The 17896-nt window shown below is 31.2% G+C and carries 18 protein-coding genes; 5 read left to right on the top strand and 13 right to left on the bottom strand.

What is annotated here, in order from left to right:
* Positions 1 to 148: 148 nt before the first annotated feature.
* The 10 genes from GFJ94_RS11795 to GFJ94_RS11750 all read right to left on the bottom strand — a co-directional run bounded on the left by GFJ94_RS11795 (position 149) and on the right by GFJ94_RS11750 (position 11009).
* A complete protein-coding gene (locus GFJ94_RS11795; protein WP_153201731.1) occupies positions 149 to 3760 on the bottom strand; it encodes a T9SS-dependent choice-of-anchor J family protein in 3612 nt (1203 codons plus the stop codon).
* 184 nt (positions 3761 to 3944) lie between these two features.
* Positions 3945 to 4397, bottom strand: a complete 453-nt coding sequence (locus GFJ94_RS11790) for a hypothetical protein (RefSeq protein WP_153201730.1) — start codon at positions 4395 to 4397, stop codon at positions 3945 to 3947.
* Between the two features lie 46 nt (positions 4398 to 4443).
* Positions 4444 to 5490: an o-succinylbenzoate synthase gene (locus tag GFJ94_RS11785; RefSeq protein WP_153201729.1), complete on the bottom strand. Its 1047-nt coding sequence runs from the start codon at positions 5488 to 5490 to the stop codon at positions 4444 to 4446.
* Between the two features lie 89 nt (positions 5491 to 5579).
* The gene (locus tag GFJ94_RS11780; RefSeq protein ID WP_153201728.1) at positions 5580 to 6257 is read right to left on the bottom strand and encodes a metal-dependent hydrolase; all 678 of its coding nucleotides are present in this window, start codon (positions 6255 to 6257) and stop codon (positions 5580 to 5582) included.
* Between the two features lie 38 nt (positions 6258 to 6295).
* Complete coding sequence (gene menA / locus GFJ94_RS11775) at positions 6296 to 7186, bottom strand: 1,4-dihydroxy-2-naphthoate octaprenyltransferase (protein WP_153201727.1); 891 nt, start codon at positions 7184 to 7186, stop codon at positions 6296 to 6298.
* Between the two features lie 10 nt (positions 7187 to 7196).
* Complete coding sequence (locus GFJ94_RS11770) at positions 7197 to 7586, bottom strand: hypothetical protein (protein ID WP_153201726.1); 390 nt, start codon at positions 7584 to 7586, stop codon at positions 7197 to 7199.
* Positions 7587 to 7598: 12 nt separating this feature from the next.
* On the bottom strand, positions 7599 to 9101 hold the full coding sequence (locus tag GFJ94_RS11765) for a PH domain-containing protein (protein WP_153201725.1): 1503 nt from the start codon (positions 9099 to 9101) through the stop codon (positions 7599 to 7601).
* The gene (locus tag GFJ94_RS11760; RefSeq protein ID WP_153201724.1) at positions 9094 to 9672 is read right to left on the bottom strand and encodes a PH domain-containing protein; all 579 of its coding nucleotides are present in this window, start codon (positions 9670 to 9672) and stop codon (positions 9094 to 9096) included. Before GFJ94_RS11760 ends, GFJ94_RS11765 begins: the two co-directional genes overlap by 8 nt.
* Positions 9673 to 9724: 52 nt before the next feature.
* A complete protein-coding gene (locus GFJ94_RS11755) occupies positions 9725 to 10564 on the bottom strand; it encodes a 1,4-dihydroxy-2-naphthoyl-CoA synthase (protein WP_153201723.1) in 840 nt (279 codons plus the stop codon).
* Between the two features lie 76 nt (positions 10565 to 10640).
* A complete protein-coding gene (locus GFJ94_RS11750; RefSeq protein ID WP_153201722.1) occupies positions 10641 to 11009 on the bottom strand; it encodes a four helix bundle protein in 369 nt (122 codons plus the stop codon).
* 118 nt (positions 11010 to 11127) lie between these two features.
* On the opposite strand from GFJ94_RS11750, the gene GFJ94_RS11745 reads away from it, so the two are divergent.
* The 5 genes from GFJ94_RS11745 (at position 11128) to GFJ94_RS11725 (ending at position 15371) form a co-directional block, all read left to right on the top strand.
* The gene (locus GFJ94_RS11745) at positions 11128 to 12246 is read left to right on the top strand and encodes a C1 family peptidase (protein ID WP_203228659.1); all 1119 of its coding nucleotides are present in this window, start codon (positions 11128 to 11130) and stop codon (positions 12244 to 12246) included.
* Entirely contained in the window at positions 12246 to 13307 is a 1062-nt protein-coding gene (locus tag GFJ94_RS11740; RefSeq protein ID WP_153201720.1) for a hypothetical protein, read from the top strand. Before GFJ94_RS11745 ends, GFJ94_RS11740 begins: the two co-directional genes overlap by 1 nt.
* Complete coding sequence (locus GFJ94_RS11735) at positions 13297 to 13728, top strand: PH domain-containing protein (protein ID WP_153201719.1); 432 nt, start codon at positions 13297 to 13299, stop codon at positions 13726 to 13728. The genes GFJ94_RS11740 and GFJ94_RS11735 overlap by 11 nt, the downstream gene beginning before the upstream one ends.
* A 5-nt stretch (positions 13729 to 13733) precedes the next feature.
* Positions 13734 to 14915: a serine hydrolase gene (locus tag GFJ94_RS11730; RefSeq protein ID WP_153201718.1), complete on the top strand. Its 1182-nt coding sequence runs from the start codon at positions 13734 to 13736 to the stop codon at positions 14913 to 14915.
* 72 nt (positions 14916 to 14987) lie between these two features.
* Positions 14988 to 15371, top strand: coding sequence for a hypothetical protein (locus GFJ94_RS11725; RefSeq protein WP_153201717.1), 384 nt, complete (start codon positions 14988 to 14990; stop codon positions 15369 to 15371).
* On the opposite strand, the gene GFJ94_RS11720 is transcribed toward GFJ94_RS11725, so the two are convergent.
* From GFJ94_RS11720 to GFJ94_RS11710, 3 genes are all read right to left on the bottom strand, one after another.
* Positions 15368 to 15649, bottom strand: coding sequence for a hypothetical protein (locus GFJ94_RS11720; RefSeq protein ID WP_153201716.1), 282 nt, complete (start codon positions 15647 to 15649; stop codon positions 15368 to 15370). The two genes, GFJ94_RS11725 and GFJ94_RS11720, sit on opposite strands and share 4 nt — an antisense overlap.
* Before the next feature lies 1 nt (position 15650).
* Positions 15651 to 16487 carry a S1 RNA-binding domain-containing protein gene (locus GFJ94_RS11715; RefSeq protein ID WP_153201715.1) on the bottom strand — a complete coding sequence of 279 codons (837 nt, stop codon included), beginning with the start codon at positions 16485 to 16487 and terminating at the stop codon, positions 15651 to 15653.
* Positions 16488 to 16613: 126 nt separating this feature from the next.
* Positions 16614 to 17828, bottom strand: a complete 1215-nt coding sequence (locus tag GFJ94_RS11710; RefSeq protein WP_153201714.1) for a porin — start codon at positions 17826 to 17828, stop codon at positions 16614 to 16616.
* Positions 17829 to 17896: the final 68 nt, after the last annotated feature.

The raw sequence follows: 17896 nt of genomic DNA, 5'->3' as shown, positions 1-17896 counted from the left end.
ACCTACATAAATTTTAAAGATTTTAAATTATAGTTATCTAATTTATGTAGGTTCTTTCTTCCTTGAGCAAAATAAAACTTACGAAAAAAGACATAAAAAAGTAAAGTCCCGATAAATCGGGACTTTAATCATTAACTCAATTTAATATTTATTGCTTAACTACTTTTAAAGTTTTAACTGAGTCGCCTACTGTTACATTAACAATGTATGTACCAGCATTTAATTCAGACATGTCAACCTGAGATGAATTTGCATTAATATTTCTTGAAATTACTTCCTGACCTATCATGTTTATAACTCTTACAGAAGAGATTTCAGATGTATAAGATATATTTAAAATATCTCTAACAGGGTTTGGATAAACAGTGAAGGTATTATTATTAAAATCTTCGTTGCTTAATACACAGTTAACTGACATTTCAAAATTTCCAACATTTGATCCAAAACCTTCAACCATAATGTAATAAGTTGTAGTTCCATCAGCAGTAAATGTAACCGTTGATTGAGCCCCACATCCATCATCATTAAATGTTAGCTGAGTACCACCACAAGCATCAAATACTCTTAAATAACTATCATAATTTGTATTATTACATAAACTAACCGTAATATCACCTGCAGCTCCACTGTAAGAATACCATACATCAGCAGATGTATTATTTCCAGAATTAGTAGCTCCGTTAGCTGTTGATCCAGTAACTACATCACCACAATCAACTGCAATTGCATTAACACACTCATCATTTACAGGAGGACAAGTATTTGTAAAAGTTCCTAAAGGCAAATCGCAAGTACCATCTGAACCATGTAATGCAGTTAAAGTTACAGAAGTACCGTCTGCAAAAGGTCCAACATTAATTAATCCTGTAGATGTTATTGGCCAGTTATTTGTACCATCAGTAATTACTGGTGTACCATCACCTAAAGCAGTTACATCGACATCAACAGAAAATTCTAAATTTCCACAATCTACAACAAGAGTTGAAGAAGCTACAACAACTGGAGAGCAAGTTGCTGCAATAATATTTACAAAATAATCTTCTGTTTGTCCCCATGTACTATTTGTAGGTCCACATGCTTGAGTATCAGAAATAGCTGAATCATCACCTCCTCTAATTCTCATTCTAGTTTGACCTAAAGTAGCTCCAGATGGGATAGTAACATTAATATTTGAAGTCCCTGAACCTCCAGCATTAGTACCTAAAGAAAAAGATTCTGAAGGCTCAAATGTGGTATTTTGGTTAAAATCAATCCAAACTCTACTAAATTGATTACCATCAGTTCCAAGCGTCACTGCTAAACTTACAGTTGTTCCAGCACTCAAATCAGGAATTGCAATTGTAGCAGGCTGAGATACAGTGAAATCTTCATAATAAGGGTTTACATTTCCAGTTGAAGCATTTGACCATGCGCCAATTGCTACATTTGTAATATTGTCTCCACCACCACCGTTAGTGTAAGTTGGTGTACAAAAACATGCCGAAGCATTTGTCATAAATGACATCTCAGCACAACCCGTTGCAGGTCCAACTCCATTATAAGGTAAAATAGTATAAAAATATGTTGTTCCTTCTGTACCTGTAAAGTTATAGGTTAAAACGTTTCCTAAGTCAACATTATTAGCTATATCATTTCCACCTGTTGTTGTACCAATTGTAATATAATAACCATCTGCACCTGCAACTGCATCCCAAGTAATAGCGTTAGCAAAATTACCACAAGTTGCATCTGGTGTTGCTACAACATTTGTTGCACAAACTGGTGCTGATGCTGGAGTTAATCTAATTTCAAAATTATCAACATAGAAATTTAAATCTGCTGCACCATTATCAACTCCTTCTACCACTCTATAAGCAAAACGAACGTCTAATCCTGCATATGCATCAAGATTAATTATATTAGTTGTTCCTGTTGGAGCTGGTACATTTGCACTATTATAAGTATCTAAAACTACCCAGTTATTTAAACCTGTTGTAGAAACTAATACTTCAACAAAATCATCTGCTTCCCAGGGAGTCGTTGGTGCAGCTGTTGAATTCCATTGTGTTGCTGCTGCATCAAATTTTAATTCATACCCTGTTGCTGGAATGTTAACAACTGGAGAAATAACCCAGTCATTAGCAGTAGCTAACCAAATTTCATATCTAATTGATCCTGTTGCGCCAACATTACCAAAACCATCAGCTGTCCATCCAGAAGTTCCAAATGTAGCTGGACCTGTAGTTAAATCACCACCATCAGCAGCTTGCCAACAACTTGGTAAGAAAGTATCAAATTGCTCTAAATGAGGCACTGTTAAAGCGTCACAAGTAGTAAAATTAATTTCCGTACAACCTGTAGCTTGTCCAAATGCATTATAAGGGAAAACCGTTACAAAATAAGTTGATCCAGCATCTGTTGGGAATGAATATGATAAAACATTACCCACATCAAAATTGTTTAAAACGTCAGTAGCTCCAGATGAAGTTCCAACGCTAATATAATAACCTGTAGCGTCTAAATCACTAGCCCATGTTACGTTTGAATTCATTACATTAACAGCATTATTTGCTGGTGAAGTGATAGCTACACAGTTAGGTGCAACAGCAGGAGTATCCTCAACTACTACATCATCAATATAAATTCTCCATCCATCAAGTCCTCCTGATGGTACATGCCAAGCAAAGTAAACATCTCCACTAACACCAGTTAAATCTAAAGCCATAGTTTCAGGCGCTGTATTAGAATAACTAGCTAAAGAAGCTAATTCAATTGTAAAATCAGTTGGAGTATTGCCTGCTGTAGACATCATTACTCTAAAATCATTAGGTTCTCCTGCTGATTGAACTTTGTATTTAAAAACTAATCTTTGATTACCTGTTAAAGTAATACGTGGAGAAATTAACCAATCGTCATTTGCACCTCCATTAAAATCAGTATTAATATTTGCTGATTCATCACCTGTAATTGGTGTATTAGCATAGCTCGTATTCCATGCATCTCCATCACCATTTACATTTAGAATTGACCAACAAGACTCTGAAGATGAAGTCGAATCAAAAGTTTCTAGGAAAGGAACTGTAAAAACATCACATGTTGTAAAGTTACTTTCTACACACCCAGCTGCTGCTCCATTACCGTTATAAGGAAAAACAGTAACATAATAAGTTGAACCGCCAACTAAACCAGTTAATGAATAAGAAAGCACATTACCAACATCAAAATTATTTAAAACATCCGTTGCTCCTGATGAAGTCCCAACACTTAGGCTATAACCTGTTGCACCACCTGACGCAGCTGGCCATGAAACAACACTTGAGCTTACATTAATTGCTCCATTTAAAGGAGAGGAAACTGCCACGCAAGATGGTGGTGTTAAAGGAGTAAAAGTGGCTTCTACATCAATAGTAATAGTAACTGTATCTGAGAAAACATCATCATCTACAGAAGTAATTGTTAAGGTCGTAAATCCTGTGATGTCTAAATTGTTAAAATCTGCTGCACAACCTGTAAGAGTCGGACCTCCATCAATTGACAAATCAAAGCTGAACCAGCTTGAACCATCTGCAGCGCAAAAACCAGAAGTTAAACTCCCTGCTGCATTTATTAATCTTAAACTAGTTAATGGATTAGCACCATAACAAGTTATGTCTGCAGCATTAATTGTTAAAACTGTTGGATCATCGTCCTGACCTGTTACAGTAAAAGTTTGGCTACATGTTTGCGAATTTACTTGCCAACAAGTAAAAAAGGCAAATAACCATAAAGTAATTTTTTTCATGTATTAATATTTTTGTTAGTAATTTCAAAATTAACAATTATTTCATATAAATTTAATAAAAGTATAATTATTAACAAATTTATCGATTAATAACCAAAAAAAATTAAAAACAAATTCAAAATTTTATAAAATAAATCGTTTTTAAAATTACTTTAATTTTCTTTTTTAAACACAAAAAATAAAATCAATCTTTAAAAGAAATTACAATCCATAATTCTTTTGTGTCTGCATTTAAAATAGCATGAAAGTTATTAGAATATCTTGTTTCTTTTTTGAAGTAAAAATTATCCGTTCCTTCCTTAAGCGGAAAGCTATTTCCAATATAATTCAAATCTAAATATACTTCTAAATTTGTAGTTAGCAATTTTGAAAATTTATTCGTTATACAATATTCTTTGATATTAACTTCATCATCAAACTTAAAATAAACTGATTTTTCCTTTTTCGCTTCATCATAATTACAATCACTACTTTCAATAGAGGGAATATTGATTCCCACATTCATTTCAATATTATCAATATTTGCAAATTCACAATCTCTCTGATTATTTATTGACGAAATAAATGTTTTAAACCCAAACAATACTAATGATAAAAATGCAATAACAACAAGAGCGATCAATAAGTTTCTTTTCATGATATTTTGATTTAGTTATTGAAACGTATAAAAAACATAAAAAGTATTAAGCAATTCCTAAATTAGAAATATCCCATTGTTTACCAACATTATATTGAATATGTCCCTTCTCAATTTCCAAAGGACAATCAAAATTATTCGTATACAAACCACCAGTTCCTAAACCTTGCGGCAATGGATTATTTAAGGTAAAAGTAAATTGCGTAATCGCATTTAACCCAATATTACTTTCCAAAGCAGAAGTAATCCACCAACCAATATTTAAACTATCGGCAATGGAAATCCATTCTAATGTTCCTTTGAAACCACCGACTAAACTTGGTTTTAAAATGATGTATTGCGGTTGAATATCTTCAAGTAGTTTTCGTTTATTTTCAATTCCAAATACACCAATTAATTCTTCGTCTAAAGCGATTGGAAATGGTGTTTGTTGGCAAAGCAATTTCATCTCTTGAACTTGGCTTGCTCTAATAGGTTGTTCTATGCTATGTAATTCAAAATCATTTAACTGATTTAGCATTTCTAAAGCTTTGTATGGCGTAAAAGCTCCGTTAGCATCCACCCGAATTTCAATGGTTTTAGCATCAAAATTTTGTCGAATAAATCGCAATAATCCTAATTCTTTCTCAAAATCGATTGCTCCAATTTTTAGCTTTATACACGAAAAACCTTGGGCTAATTTTTCTTCTATTTGGGTTTTCATGAATTGCTCCTCACCCATCCAAACCAAACCGTTAATTAACATCTTCTTTTTACCATTCGTAAATTCCGAAGGAAACAATTCAAAAGGTGTTTTAGATTGCAACGATAAAAATGCCATTTCCACTCCAAATTGAATCGAAGGAAATTCCATTAATTCTTGCCACAATTGATCTTTTCCCAGATGAATGTTATGACAAACCCATTTTAATTTTTCTTCATAATCTGGTCGGTCATCAATGGAAAGTGATCGCAAAATTCCGCACTCTCCAATTCCGATTTTTCCGTTTTCTTCCAAAAATAAAAACCAAGTTTCTTTCTCGGTCATTACACCACGAGAAGTGCCGCTTGGTCGTTTAAAATTGAGGATGTATTTTTTGTAGGTTGCTTTCATATTTTTGGTTACACAAAGTTGCACTAAGTTTTACACAGAGTTTCACAAAAATCTTATAAAATTGCGAAACTTGCAGTTAAATTAGTGTATTAAAGTTCCACAAAAGCTCCGATTTCTAACAACATCAAATCTTTTCCTTTATCGAAAAATTTGCGTTTTGCTTCTTCGTGATTGATTTCGATGTAACCAAACGTATCAAAATGATAACCCAACACTTTATCACATTGTACAAAATCAGAAGCGATAATGGCATCTTCCACATCCATTGTGAAGTTACTTCCAATTGGTAAAATTGCTAAATCTAACTTGGTTCGCATTGGAATTAATTTCATATCCATAGTTAAAGCTGTGTCGCCAGCGATGTAGATATTTTTGTGTTCGCCTTCGATAACAAATCCACCTGGTTGTCCTGCGTAGCTTCCATCAGGAAAAGACGAAGTGTGATGAGCAATTACATATTTAACGGTTCCAAAACTAAAATCCCAACTTCCACCAAGATTCATAGGATGGAATTCAAAACCTTTATTTCCAAAATGAGAAGCAATTTCATAATTAGAAACAATTACTGCGTCAGTTCGCTTTGCGATTGCTTCTACGTCCAAAATATGATCTTGATGTGCGTGTGTGAGCAATATAAAATCAGCTTCCAACGTATTGATATCGATATGTGAAGCTTTTGGATTTCCAGAAATAAATGGGTCAACTAAAATGTGAACGTCATTTACTGTAATTCCGATACAAGCGTGACCGTAGAATGTGATTTTCATAGTTTATTATTTAGTGAAAAGTGATTAGTAAATAGTGATTAGTTAAGAAAGACTAAAGTTAACCAAAATAATATACTTAATGCAAATGTACTTAATGCCACTTTTTTAAGCTCTGGATCGAAGTCTTCATACTTTTCTGATTTATTAACTTTGTTCATGTGCATAATTATAGGAATATTAATTAATACAACAGGCAGTAATGAAGATTTAATTAACAATGAAAAAATCATAAAACATATCATTCCTACGGTTAAAATAATTTCGTGATATTTTTTTGCCCATTTTAATCCCATCTTAACAACCAACGTATTCTTTCCTGCGATTTTATCATTTTCAATATCACGCATGTTGTTTAAATTCAGCACGGCTACACTTAATAATCCTATGGCTGCTGCGGGTAAAAACAATTTCCAATCGATAAAATGAGTAAACAAAAAATTAGAACCTACAACCGAAACCAATCCAAAGAAAATAAACACAAACAAGTCACCAAAACCGCTGTAGCCATAAGCACTTTTTCCAACGGTGTATTTAATAGCTGCACCAATAGAACCAATTCCTAACAAGATGAAAATCAAACTCAGCGCAAAATTCTCTTTTCCGAATGCAACGTAAATTAACAATAAAGCGACGATGAAAGTCAATATTGCTGTAATAATTACTGCTTTTTTCATTTGCTCCGCTGTGATAACACCAGCTGCTACTAAACGTTTTTCGCCTATTCGAATAGCATCTGTTCCTTTAACGCCATCTCCGTAATCGTTGGCATAATTGGACAATACTTGTAATCCTAACGTAGTTAACAATGCTAAAACTACTATTCTCCAATCGGAAAATCCTTGATAATAGGCATAAGCGCTTCCGACAATTATTCCAGAAACGGAAAGTGGTAAGGTTCGTAATCGTGCGGCTTGTATCCAGTGTTTCATTTAATATAAGTTATTTAAAAATTGCCATCAGTATCAAAATTCCAAAAGCTATTGAAAATGGTGCGCAAATTCGCAAGTATAATGGTTTTAATGTTTCAGACGCTTTTGTTGAAAATTTGTGATGTGTTTTCATTGGTGTAAGCATCAAAATTACTGCAGAAATGATTAAAAAGTAACCAAAAATGCTAAAATATAATTCATAAGCATTCGTTTTAGCCGAAATGACAAAACTTATTCCTAATAACAAACGAACAATCAATTCTCCATAATTAATTACAATAGTACTTCCAGCTTTACCAATCATAGTTCTTGCTCTTTCAGGATTTAAAAACATCAAAAAACCAGAGAATATTAGAAATATTCCAAAGGCAAAAACGATACTTTTCGAAATTAGTTCCATTTATAAATTTAATTACATCCAATTGTTATCTGAAGTTTCCACTTGATACAACCAATAATTAGTTAGTTTTTTTACTTCCGAATAATTTGTTGTTGAGAAATTAACAGTTCCTCCAGCAGTTGAAAGACGAACAGAGCCAATATTAGCTGGCTTTTGCCAAAAAAACTGTTGGGTTTCAATAGCTTGAATTTTATAAGGTTCAATAATTGTGGTATCAATATCCCAAGCGCCATTTTGCTTGATGATAAAATCATTGGAAACAAAAAGTTTATAATTTTTAAATGAAAACCATATCAAAACAATAGCAAAAATGATAAAAAAACTTGTGTAAAGCATCCATACATTCCAAGTAACAAAGTGCAATTTAAAATTTATTGCAATTGAAATTAAAACTGGGACAACAAGTAGAAAAAAGGAATTGACTGCAAATTTTCTCCAATTTGGCGAAAACTTCTTCCCCTTTTCTGGTAATTGACCTAATAACAAATTCAGAATAATATCACGCTCATTTGCGGAACATCCTGGCACTTCAATTTGGTCTTTTTCTTTTACTTTTTCTACATCGCTAGAAGCCTGATGCACGCCAATAGTGGTAACATCTAACTTTTTTTGAAAATAGTTTTGAGTAATTTTAATTTTTTGAACTTTATTCGGATTCAACAACGTGTTTTTTGTAGATAGTAATCCGTAAGATAATACAATCGCTTTCTTGCTTTTTTGAATGGTAAAATCGAAATATTTTAGAATGGTACGAAATAAGTTTACTATCAAAATAAGTACAATAAAAATGCCTACAACTATCATAAAAGAAGTAATATTTGGTAATGCATCCAAATAGTGCGTTACTTCATCTTCGTTGATTACATCTGTGTTTAACTGTTGTAGATTTTCAATAATTGTCGTAAAAAAGACAAAAATTAAAGCAAAACTTTTAATATAATTCGATGTAAAACCAATCTTTACCAAACTCAACAAACCAATTTTAATGAAAGAAGTTGGACTTTCTTTAATAGCAACTTTTTCAGAATCGGCAATCGTTTCTTGTTGCGAATGATTAATTAATCGTTCTTTTAAAATAGTGGCTAAATCATGTGAAATAGCACTAATAGAAGCTTCTTTTTTATCACTTCCTGCAGTATCAATTTCTAATTTGTGAACTCCTACTAATCGCTGAATTAAACTCTGATTGATGTTAACTTGTTGAATTTTATGCAATTGAATAGTGATTCTTGTTTTGTTTAAAACCCCTTTTTGAATAACGAATTCGCTATTTTCTTCATCAATATGAAACGTAAAAAACAAATATTGTAAGTATGAAATCACACCAATTAGAATCACAACTCCTGCTATGCTTCCAAAAAAAATGAGTTTATTTAAGGAATCAAACTTTACTAACCAAATCAAAAGCATCGGCCACAAAGCACGAACCGTCTTCTGCAAGGAATTGGCAAACATGACCAAAATCCCCGGAAGCGATTGACGTTGCGGTTGCGAGAAATCGGTTGATTTATTCATTTTCTGCAGTTAAGAATGATTCGTTTGAAAATGGTTCAATAACTTCTTCCTTCTTAGGTGGATTGATTTTTTGGGAAACTAAATTTTTAATAATTTGAGCATGAGCCAAAAGCAAACCCGGAATTTCTAAATCGGAACTACTTCCGCCAGCGGTAAATAATTCGATGGAAGCTAAACCTAATTTTCGAGAAATAAATCCTTGATGTAGAGCCACATGCTGCACTCTATTAAAAGGAATAATCGTAGTAGTTTCAGAAATCAAACCTGATTTATAAATAGTATCATGTTCTCTAAAAGCATAGCCTTTTTTATTGAAACTAAGCTTCGTAAAAACTATTAATCCAGCAAGGAAAACCAAAATCCCAACAAGAATTAATATCCAAGTACTATTTGAAAAAGCATCTTTTTTAAAGTAAAATAAGGTTGAAAATCCTCCTATTATTAAAATAAAAAGCAATAAAAAATTAAAAAGTAAAACGTTTACATACTTTGGATGAAGTCCTTTTAATTGAACTTCTTCAAACTTTGGAAGTTGGTCAATTTCGATTGGATTATTTGAGAATTCTTGCATAGAAATAGTTTATTAAAGGTCTTTATTCTTTTCTCTTTGTTCTATTTTCTAATTAAGGTAAATATTTCTTTTCAAAATTCGGTTTACGTTTTTCTAAGAAGGCGTCTCTTCCTTCTTTTGCTTCGTCTGTCATGTAGGCTAAACGAGTGGCTTCACCTGCAAAAACTTGTTGTCCTACCATGCCATCATCGGTTAAATTCATTGCAAATTTTAGCATTTTAATTGATGTTGGAGATTTTGCTAAAATTTCTTGTGCCCATTCGTAAGCAGTATCTTCTAACTCAGCATGTGGAATTACTGCATTTACCATTCCCATTTCAAAAGCGTCTTGAGCGGAATAATTTCTACCTAAGAAGAAAATTTCTCTCGCTTTCTTTTGTCCCACCATTTTTGCTAAATAAGCAGAACCGTAACCACCATCAAAACTCGTTACATCAGCATCGGTTTGTTTAAAAATAGCGTGTTCTTTACTGGCTAACGTTAAATCACAAACCACATGAAGCGAATGTCCGCCACCAACAGCCCAACCTGGAACTACACAAATCACGGCTTTTGGCATAAAACGAATCATACGTTGTACCTCTAAAATATTCAATCTGTGGTAACCGTCTTCACCAACATAACCTTGGTGTCCACGTGCTTTTTGGTCGCCACCACTACAAAAACTCCAAATACCGTCTTTAGAACTTGGTCCTTCCGCAGAAAGCAACACTACTCCTATTGACGTATCTTCTTGAGCATCATAAAATGCTTCAATTAATTCTTTTGTTGTTTTAGGACGAAAGGCGTTTCTAACATCAGGTCGGTTGAAAGCAATTCTGGCAACGCCATCGCATTTTTTATACGTTATATCTTCAAATTCTCTTACGGTTTTCCAGTTGATTGTGGTCATAATTTTAAATTTATTTTATTTTTCAATGACAAGGGCAAATTCAAGTTCAATTTCAAAAGTATTGCATTCAAAAATATTATTTCAATTTGTTCAACATCATTCTTGATGTAATTGCAATTAATTCTTCTACTTCTAACAAAAGCCAATTTCTTTCATTCTCTTCACCTTCTTTAATGTAATTTAAAACTCGGAGTGAATTTCTTGATTCTTTTAATTCTTTTACAACTAATGACAATTTAAAAACGTAATCTTTATCCGTAATTGTTCCTTGAGATTCACCATAGTTTAAAGAAGCACTTCCAGAAGAACGAATTAATTGATTCTTGTAGTATTCTAATTCATATGCCTTAGCTAATTTTCTAACAAAGAAAATCGATTCTCCAGCAAATCTAACTAATCTTTCATCTAAATTGAATATTCTTTCTGTTGGTTCGTTTAATTCCATGAATGTCTTGATATTTTCTTTTAAAATTGAATTTGAACTTGCCCTTGATTTTTGTATTTGTTTTGGTAAAAATAATTCATTTTTTGCATTATATTGCAAGTTCAAAACAATAAGATTTATGAAAAACCTATATATCGGATTGCTGTTTGCATCTGGACTATTTTCGGCTTCGGCTCAAAACTATGAATTTCAGAAAGTTAATGATGTGGAATGTTTGCCGGTCATCTCTCAAGATATTACGGGAACGTGTTGGAGTTTCTCTACTTCTTCGTTTTTAGAATCCGAAATTATTCGTTTGACAGGAAAGAAAATCGACCTTTCGGAGATGTTTCAAGCCCGAACCACATATTTGGCTAAAGCCGAAAACTATGTAATGCGTCAAGGAAAAGCAAATTTTAGTGAAGGTGCTTTGGCACATGATGTATTAAATAGTGTTGCTAAAAATGGTTTGGTTCCGAATAGCATTTTTGATGGACTAAATGATGACGCCAACAAACATAATCATGCTGAAATGGTGGCGGTTTTAGAAGCCATGTTAAAAACATACGTTTCAAATCCAAGTGGTAAATTATCTAAAAATTGGAAACAAGCGGTTAATGCTGTTTTGGATATTTATTTGGGAAGTATTCCAACAAAATTTGAATACGAAGGCAAAAATTACACTCCGAAATCATTTGCTGAATTTACTAAAATTAAGACTGAAAATTATGTTACACTGACTTCGTTTACACATGAAGCGAATTACAAACCGTTCATTTTAAATATCCCAGATAATTTTTCAAACGGAGGTATGTATAATTTGCCATTAGACGAATTCATTGCTAATATTGACAATGCTTTGGCTAATGGTTACTCGCTTTCTTTAGATTGTGATGTTTCGGAAGCAACATTTTCAGGAAAATATGGAATGGCTTTTGTTCCAGAAAAAGAAGAAGATACTAAAACTGGTTTAGCCGAAATTATAATTGAAAAAAATATCACACCAGAATATCGCCAACAAGAATTTGAAAATTTATCTACCACTGACGACCATTTAATGCACATAGTTGGAAAAGTAAAAGATCAAAAAGGAAACACGTATTACAAAGTAAAAAATTCTTGGGGAAGTGACGAAAAAAAAGTAGCTAACGGAGGATATGTATACATGAGTGTGCCTTATATGAAATTAAAAGCTATTTCTGTTTTGGTTCATAAAGATGGAATTTTAAAGGAAACTAAGAAGAAATTAGGCATTTAATGTTAAAGAAACTTTACGTATTACTTTTATTGTTTTTCTCCATAGTATCTAATGGTAATATGGCAAATCCTTATTTTGACGGTAGCAAACATTCTACTATATTATCTTCCAAAAAAATTTCTGTAAAAAAGGAAAAGATTAAGATTGTTGTATATGAAGGTGTTGCTACTTTACATATTACTTATTTTATAGAATCGGATAAAGCTGGAAAACTCCCTTTGCTTTTCTTGGCAAAAGATTTAAGAAAAGAAGCTTTGGTGAAGATGAATGGTGTTACTATTGAAAAACAATATTATTCTTATGATTCTCCATTTTTTAAAGAATATGGTATTTCTACCGTTTTAAATGATAGTGAATATAATTTGCACTTTAAATTTGATAAAGAAACTGAATTTTCAGAAAACATAATGGATGTTTTTTTATTTGAAGCCCATTTGAAAAAAGGATCAAACGTTATTGAAGTAACATACAAAGCCAATTTAGGTTCTAATACTTATGGATATACACAAAATTATGATTTTGAGTATTTATTATATCCTTCTAAATATTGGAAAGAATTTGGAACAATTACTATTGATGTTACAGTACCTAAAGATTACAATTTAACCAATTTGTCTCATAAACTAGCAAGTAGTAATCAAAATAATTATCATTTTCAGATTAACCAAAATTATAAGGATTTCAAATTTAAAATGGTTCCAGAAATTTCTGGTTTATCTGAATTTTTAATAGCAATTGGCCCTTTAAAATTTGCTTTATTTATTGCTACTTTACTCTATGGTTTGTTTATTTATCTTACTATTAAAATTAGAAAAAAGCTACTTTCAAAACTTAAAATAATACTTTGGAAATTAGTTTATTCTATTATTTTAACCATTACTTTTTATTTTGCATATTATATTTTTTATGATTTAGTTAAAGTTACAATAGGCAAAAATGGACTTTGTAATTTTTATGATATTTTTTTAATAACTCTACCCTTGTTTGCAATAGGATTCATAATAATCATATTTATTACTGATGCTCTAATTTTAAAAAGAATGAATAAAAATGCAGTATAAATCAGAAAAAACCATTTTTATTTATTTTGTTTTCGGAATTCTAATAAGTGTTTTCGGAATTATGATTTTTGCTTACACTACCGAAAAAGATCCAATTGGAGTACTTTTTGGAATGGGAATCATTGGACTTTTAACTGGATTTTTATTGCATAGTTTTTTCAATACAAATTATACCATTTATAAAACTGAATTAAAATACCAATGTGGTGTTATAAAAGGTGAAATTCCTATTCAAAAAATTCGGAAAATTGAGTACAATAATTCTATATTTGTGGCGATCACTTTAAAATTAGGTTGGAGTCATAAAGGATTAATTATTCATTATAATCAATTTGATGATGTATTTATTTCTCCTAAAAACAGAGATCAATTTACATTAGAACTAACACAACTAAACCCAAATATTACGATTAAGAAATAACCCCTATGATTTATAAATTACTCACCATAAGCCTATTATTTTTAGTTATAAGTTGCCAAGATAAGCCAGACAAAGCAAAAGAGTCTACAGTTAAAGATATGAATGGAGACGTATCTGAATTTGCTGTTAATTTTTCGCCACTTACCACTATTTATAAAAATAAAATGGGTAATGAAGTGGAAGCTTTTTATGATAAGAAATTTAATTCAAAAGATTTTAGTGGTTCGTTTTTAGTCGCAAAAAATGGTGAAATTCTTTATGAAAATTATAGCGGATATGCCTACAAAGAAAAAGGTGATTCCATCAAACAAAATACACCTTTGCACGTAGCATCTGTGAGTAAAGTAATAACTGCTGTAACCATTTTAAAATTAGTTGATGCAAAAAAACTAAAATTAGATGATTTAGTAACCTCTATTTTACCTGAATTTCCACACGAAAAAACAACGGTAAGAATGTTGTTAAATCACAGAAGTGGGTTACGAAATTACGCTTATTTTACTGATGACAAAGGCGTTTGGGATAAAAAGAAAACATTAACCAATCAAGATGTTTTAACGTTATTAGCAACTAAAAATATTGGGTTAGAATCAAAACCTGGAACTCGTTTTGGATATTGTAATACTAATTATGCTTTATTGGCATTAATCATTGAAAAAGTTGAGAAAAAGACCTATTCACAAGTACTGCAAGAATTAATTTTTGATCCATTAGGTATGAAAAATACTTTTGTTTTTGATGATTTAACAAAGCAAGACAGCGTGAGTCAGTCCTACAAAAATAATTATTTACGATTAGCTTTTGAATATCTAGACCAAGTGTATGGCGATAAAAATATCTACTCAACACCACGCGATTTATTACAATTTGATTTGGCTTTATATTCAGATAAATTTTTGAGTCCAGCTATGAAAGCCGAAATGTTCAAAGGGTATAGCTACGAACGCAAAGGAACAAGAAATTATGGTTTAGGAATTCGTATGTTAGAATTTGAAACAGGACAACAATATTTCTTTCACAACGGTTGGTGGCACGGAAATACTTCAGCTTACGTAACTTTACAAAAAGATTCGGTTACGATAATTGCTATTTCTAATAGATTTACAAGAAAACCTTATCAAACTAAGAGATTGGCTCCAAAATTTGGCGATTATCCGTTTAAATTTAATGACGAAGAAGGCAAATAATTAGAATAAAATACTAATTTTACTTATATAAGTTAATTCAATTCAAAACTTTTTAATTCAATAAAAAAATCTATGAACAAATTAATGCTTTTTACGCTACTTATTTTGTTTATTAGTTGCTCTGATAATGATGACAATAGTATTCAAGATAATCAGATTCAAATAAGAGTTTCAAATAATAGTCAGTATAATTATGAAAATGTAATTATACATACAACAGGTGGCGAAATTGTATATAATAACATTGCTTCAAATCAAGTTTCAAATTATAATACTTTTAGTATTATTGATAGCGATAGTTTTGTTGAATTTACAATTAACGGAAATAATTTTTCGAATACATTTTATAATGATGAAACTACAAATCTATCAAATGGTTTATACACTTTAAGAATAACAGCAAATGGAACAGCTACTGAAGTAGATCATATAGCTTTAGAACTATTAACAGATTAAAACAAATTCATCTTAAAATAGCGAAGAACAAAAAGGATTGTAAGGACGTTTAAGACTAACGATATCCAATAATATTTGTTATAATCGTCCGTATTTGTAGCAATTTTATATAAATTTAAAAGTGGTAAAATTACAACAGCAATCCAAATTGGAATCCAAATAATTTCGGTTTCAAAACCAATAAAGTGAACGGTTTCAAAATTTTGAAAAATGGCAACAAACGTTAGTAATAAAACTAAAACGCTAAGAAAAAGATATATTTTATTCTTTTTTGTCATTTTAAACCAAATAAATTCCGTCTTCTTTTATTTCGATTAATTGTTGTTTGTATAAATTCCCAACGGCTTTTTTGAAATTCTTTTTACTCATTTTCAATACCGTTTTAATGTCTTCTGGATGTGAATTATCTGTTAATCTTAAGAAACCACGATTGGCTTTTAATTCGTCTAAAATAATTTGAGATGAAGGTTCAATTGCTTCCACTCCAACTTTACGAAGTAAGACATCAATTTTTCCGTCAGGACGAATGTTTTTGATGTAACCAATGGTTTTCATTCCAGGTTTCACATCTGTATAAACTTCATTTTTATAAGCTAAACCTTTGTATTTCTGATTGATGATAACATTGATTCCTCCATCGGTAATATGAGAAATTAAGATATTTACTTCTTCATTGGGTTCCAAATCAACATTTTCATTCGTCAAATACTTATTCGTTCTACTTGAAGCTACCAAACGATTCGTTTTATCGTCCATGTGCATGTAAACCAAATAACGTTTTCCAACTTCCATAGGACGCGCTTGCTCTTTAAACGGAACAAATAAATCTTTCTCTAATCCCCAATCTAAAAAAGCACCAAACTGATTCATGTAATTTACTTTTAAATGCGCAAATTCGTTCAGTTTAATATAAGGTTTAAGTATAGTTGCTACAGGACGTTCTTCATGATCTAAATATATAAATACAGTTAAATCTTCTCCAATAGAAAATTCTTTAGGTACATATTTATTAGGCAACAAAACATCATCTTCTTGTGTTTCTTCGCTTCCTAAAAATAAACCGACCTTAGTATCTCTAAGAATTTTCAACGTATTAAACTCCCCTATTTGTAACATAATAAAAATAAATATAGTGCAAAGGTAAGCATTTTAAAAATTAGAAGTTTAAAATCCGAAATACAGAAAATAAAAAAACCACAAATCAATTACTGAATTGTGGTTTTAAGCGATATTTTCTAAAACTTAGATTCCGATTTCAAGCTGTAATCGAACATACCAATTTTGTTTATTACTTCCGTCAAAATAATCTAAATCAGACAAAGTAACTTCTCCTTGTAATTTAAAAGCATGCTCCCATAAATATTTAGTAACACCTAACGAATATTGTTTCGAATCAGGAGTCAAAGCCTGAATATCTTCGTGCATTTTTTGAGTAGAAAAACGACCAATAATTTCATAATTTGTTGGAAAAACATAACTCAATTGATAATCCATTCCACTTCCTACTGGTACATAATTAAATTCTGTAATGTCCTCAGGGTTAAATGCAATTGGATCTTTAGCAGAACGCGACATATAACTCGACATTAAACTCCAACCGTTATATTTTAACATCGCATCTAATAAAACCGATTTCATGGTTTTTTGTTCAAATAAATCGTTTCCAAGTTGACCTTGTGCTCTTTTAGCTAAATTATTTTGATGAAAAGCTCCAGAAAGTAATAATTTTGGTGATTTTTCTCGGCCTAAATCTCCTTCAAAATTAGTACCATCGTTTTTAAATGAACCAAAAGGCATCAACTCTAATTTTCCAGTTAAAGCTACTCCATCATCTGAAGATTTTGTAAAATTTCTTCCTTCTCCAGTAGAAACAGCCGTTTTTACATTGTATGAAAATTTATCTTTATTTTCGTTCAAATAATAGGCTTGAAAACCAAAATCCCTATCTATAGTAAATCGAGCATTGTTGATACTTCTATCGGTTAATTGTAAAGCTCCAGATGAATTTATACGTTGACGATTTCCTGGTAATTTGGTTTGTCCAAAAAGAAAACTCCAATGTTTATTTGGGCGATAAAAAACGGCAGCATCACGAATAATATTGATGTTTTCTCCATCTTGAATTTCTCCTACATCACCCGGTGCAAATGATAATTGAATTACATACAAAAAGTGAGGATTACCAACATAACCATCAAAACGCAAACGTAAACGTCTAATTTCGCCAGAATATGCAGCATCTTCACCTTCATTTTCAAAATAAGTTACACGATTTTGCATTCTAAAACGAATATTCAATTGAAATAAACTATCTGGTGATGTTATTCCAAGTCCTTTTCCATAGCTATAATAAGGTAATGCTTCTAATTTTAAATCATTATTTTTTGTTTCAAGTTTAATTTGTGATAATGATACTGATGATAAAAAAAGTAGGAAAAAAGAAATTAGTTTTTTCATTATGCTGAAATTAGTTTATTTTTTGCAAAAGTAAAATTAAATATCAACTAAATACTACCTTTGCAAAA

Origin of the sequence: Flavobacterium sp. LMO8 (genome assembly GCF_009495755.1) — a bacterium.
Classification (GTDB): Bacteria; Bacteroidota; Bacteroidia; order Flavobacteriales; family Flavobacteriaceae; genus Flavobacterium.
Note: the sequence above shows the minus strand (reverse complement) of the source record. Positions and strands in the feature narration are given on the sequence as shown.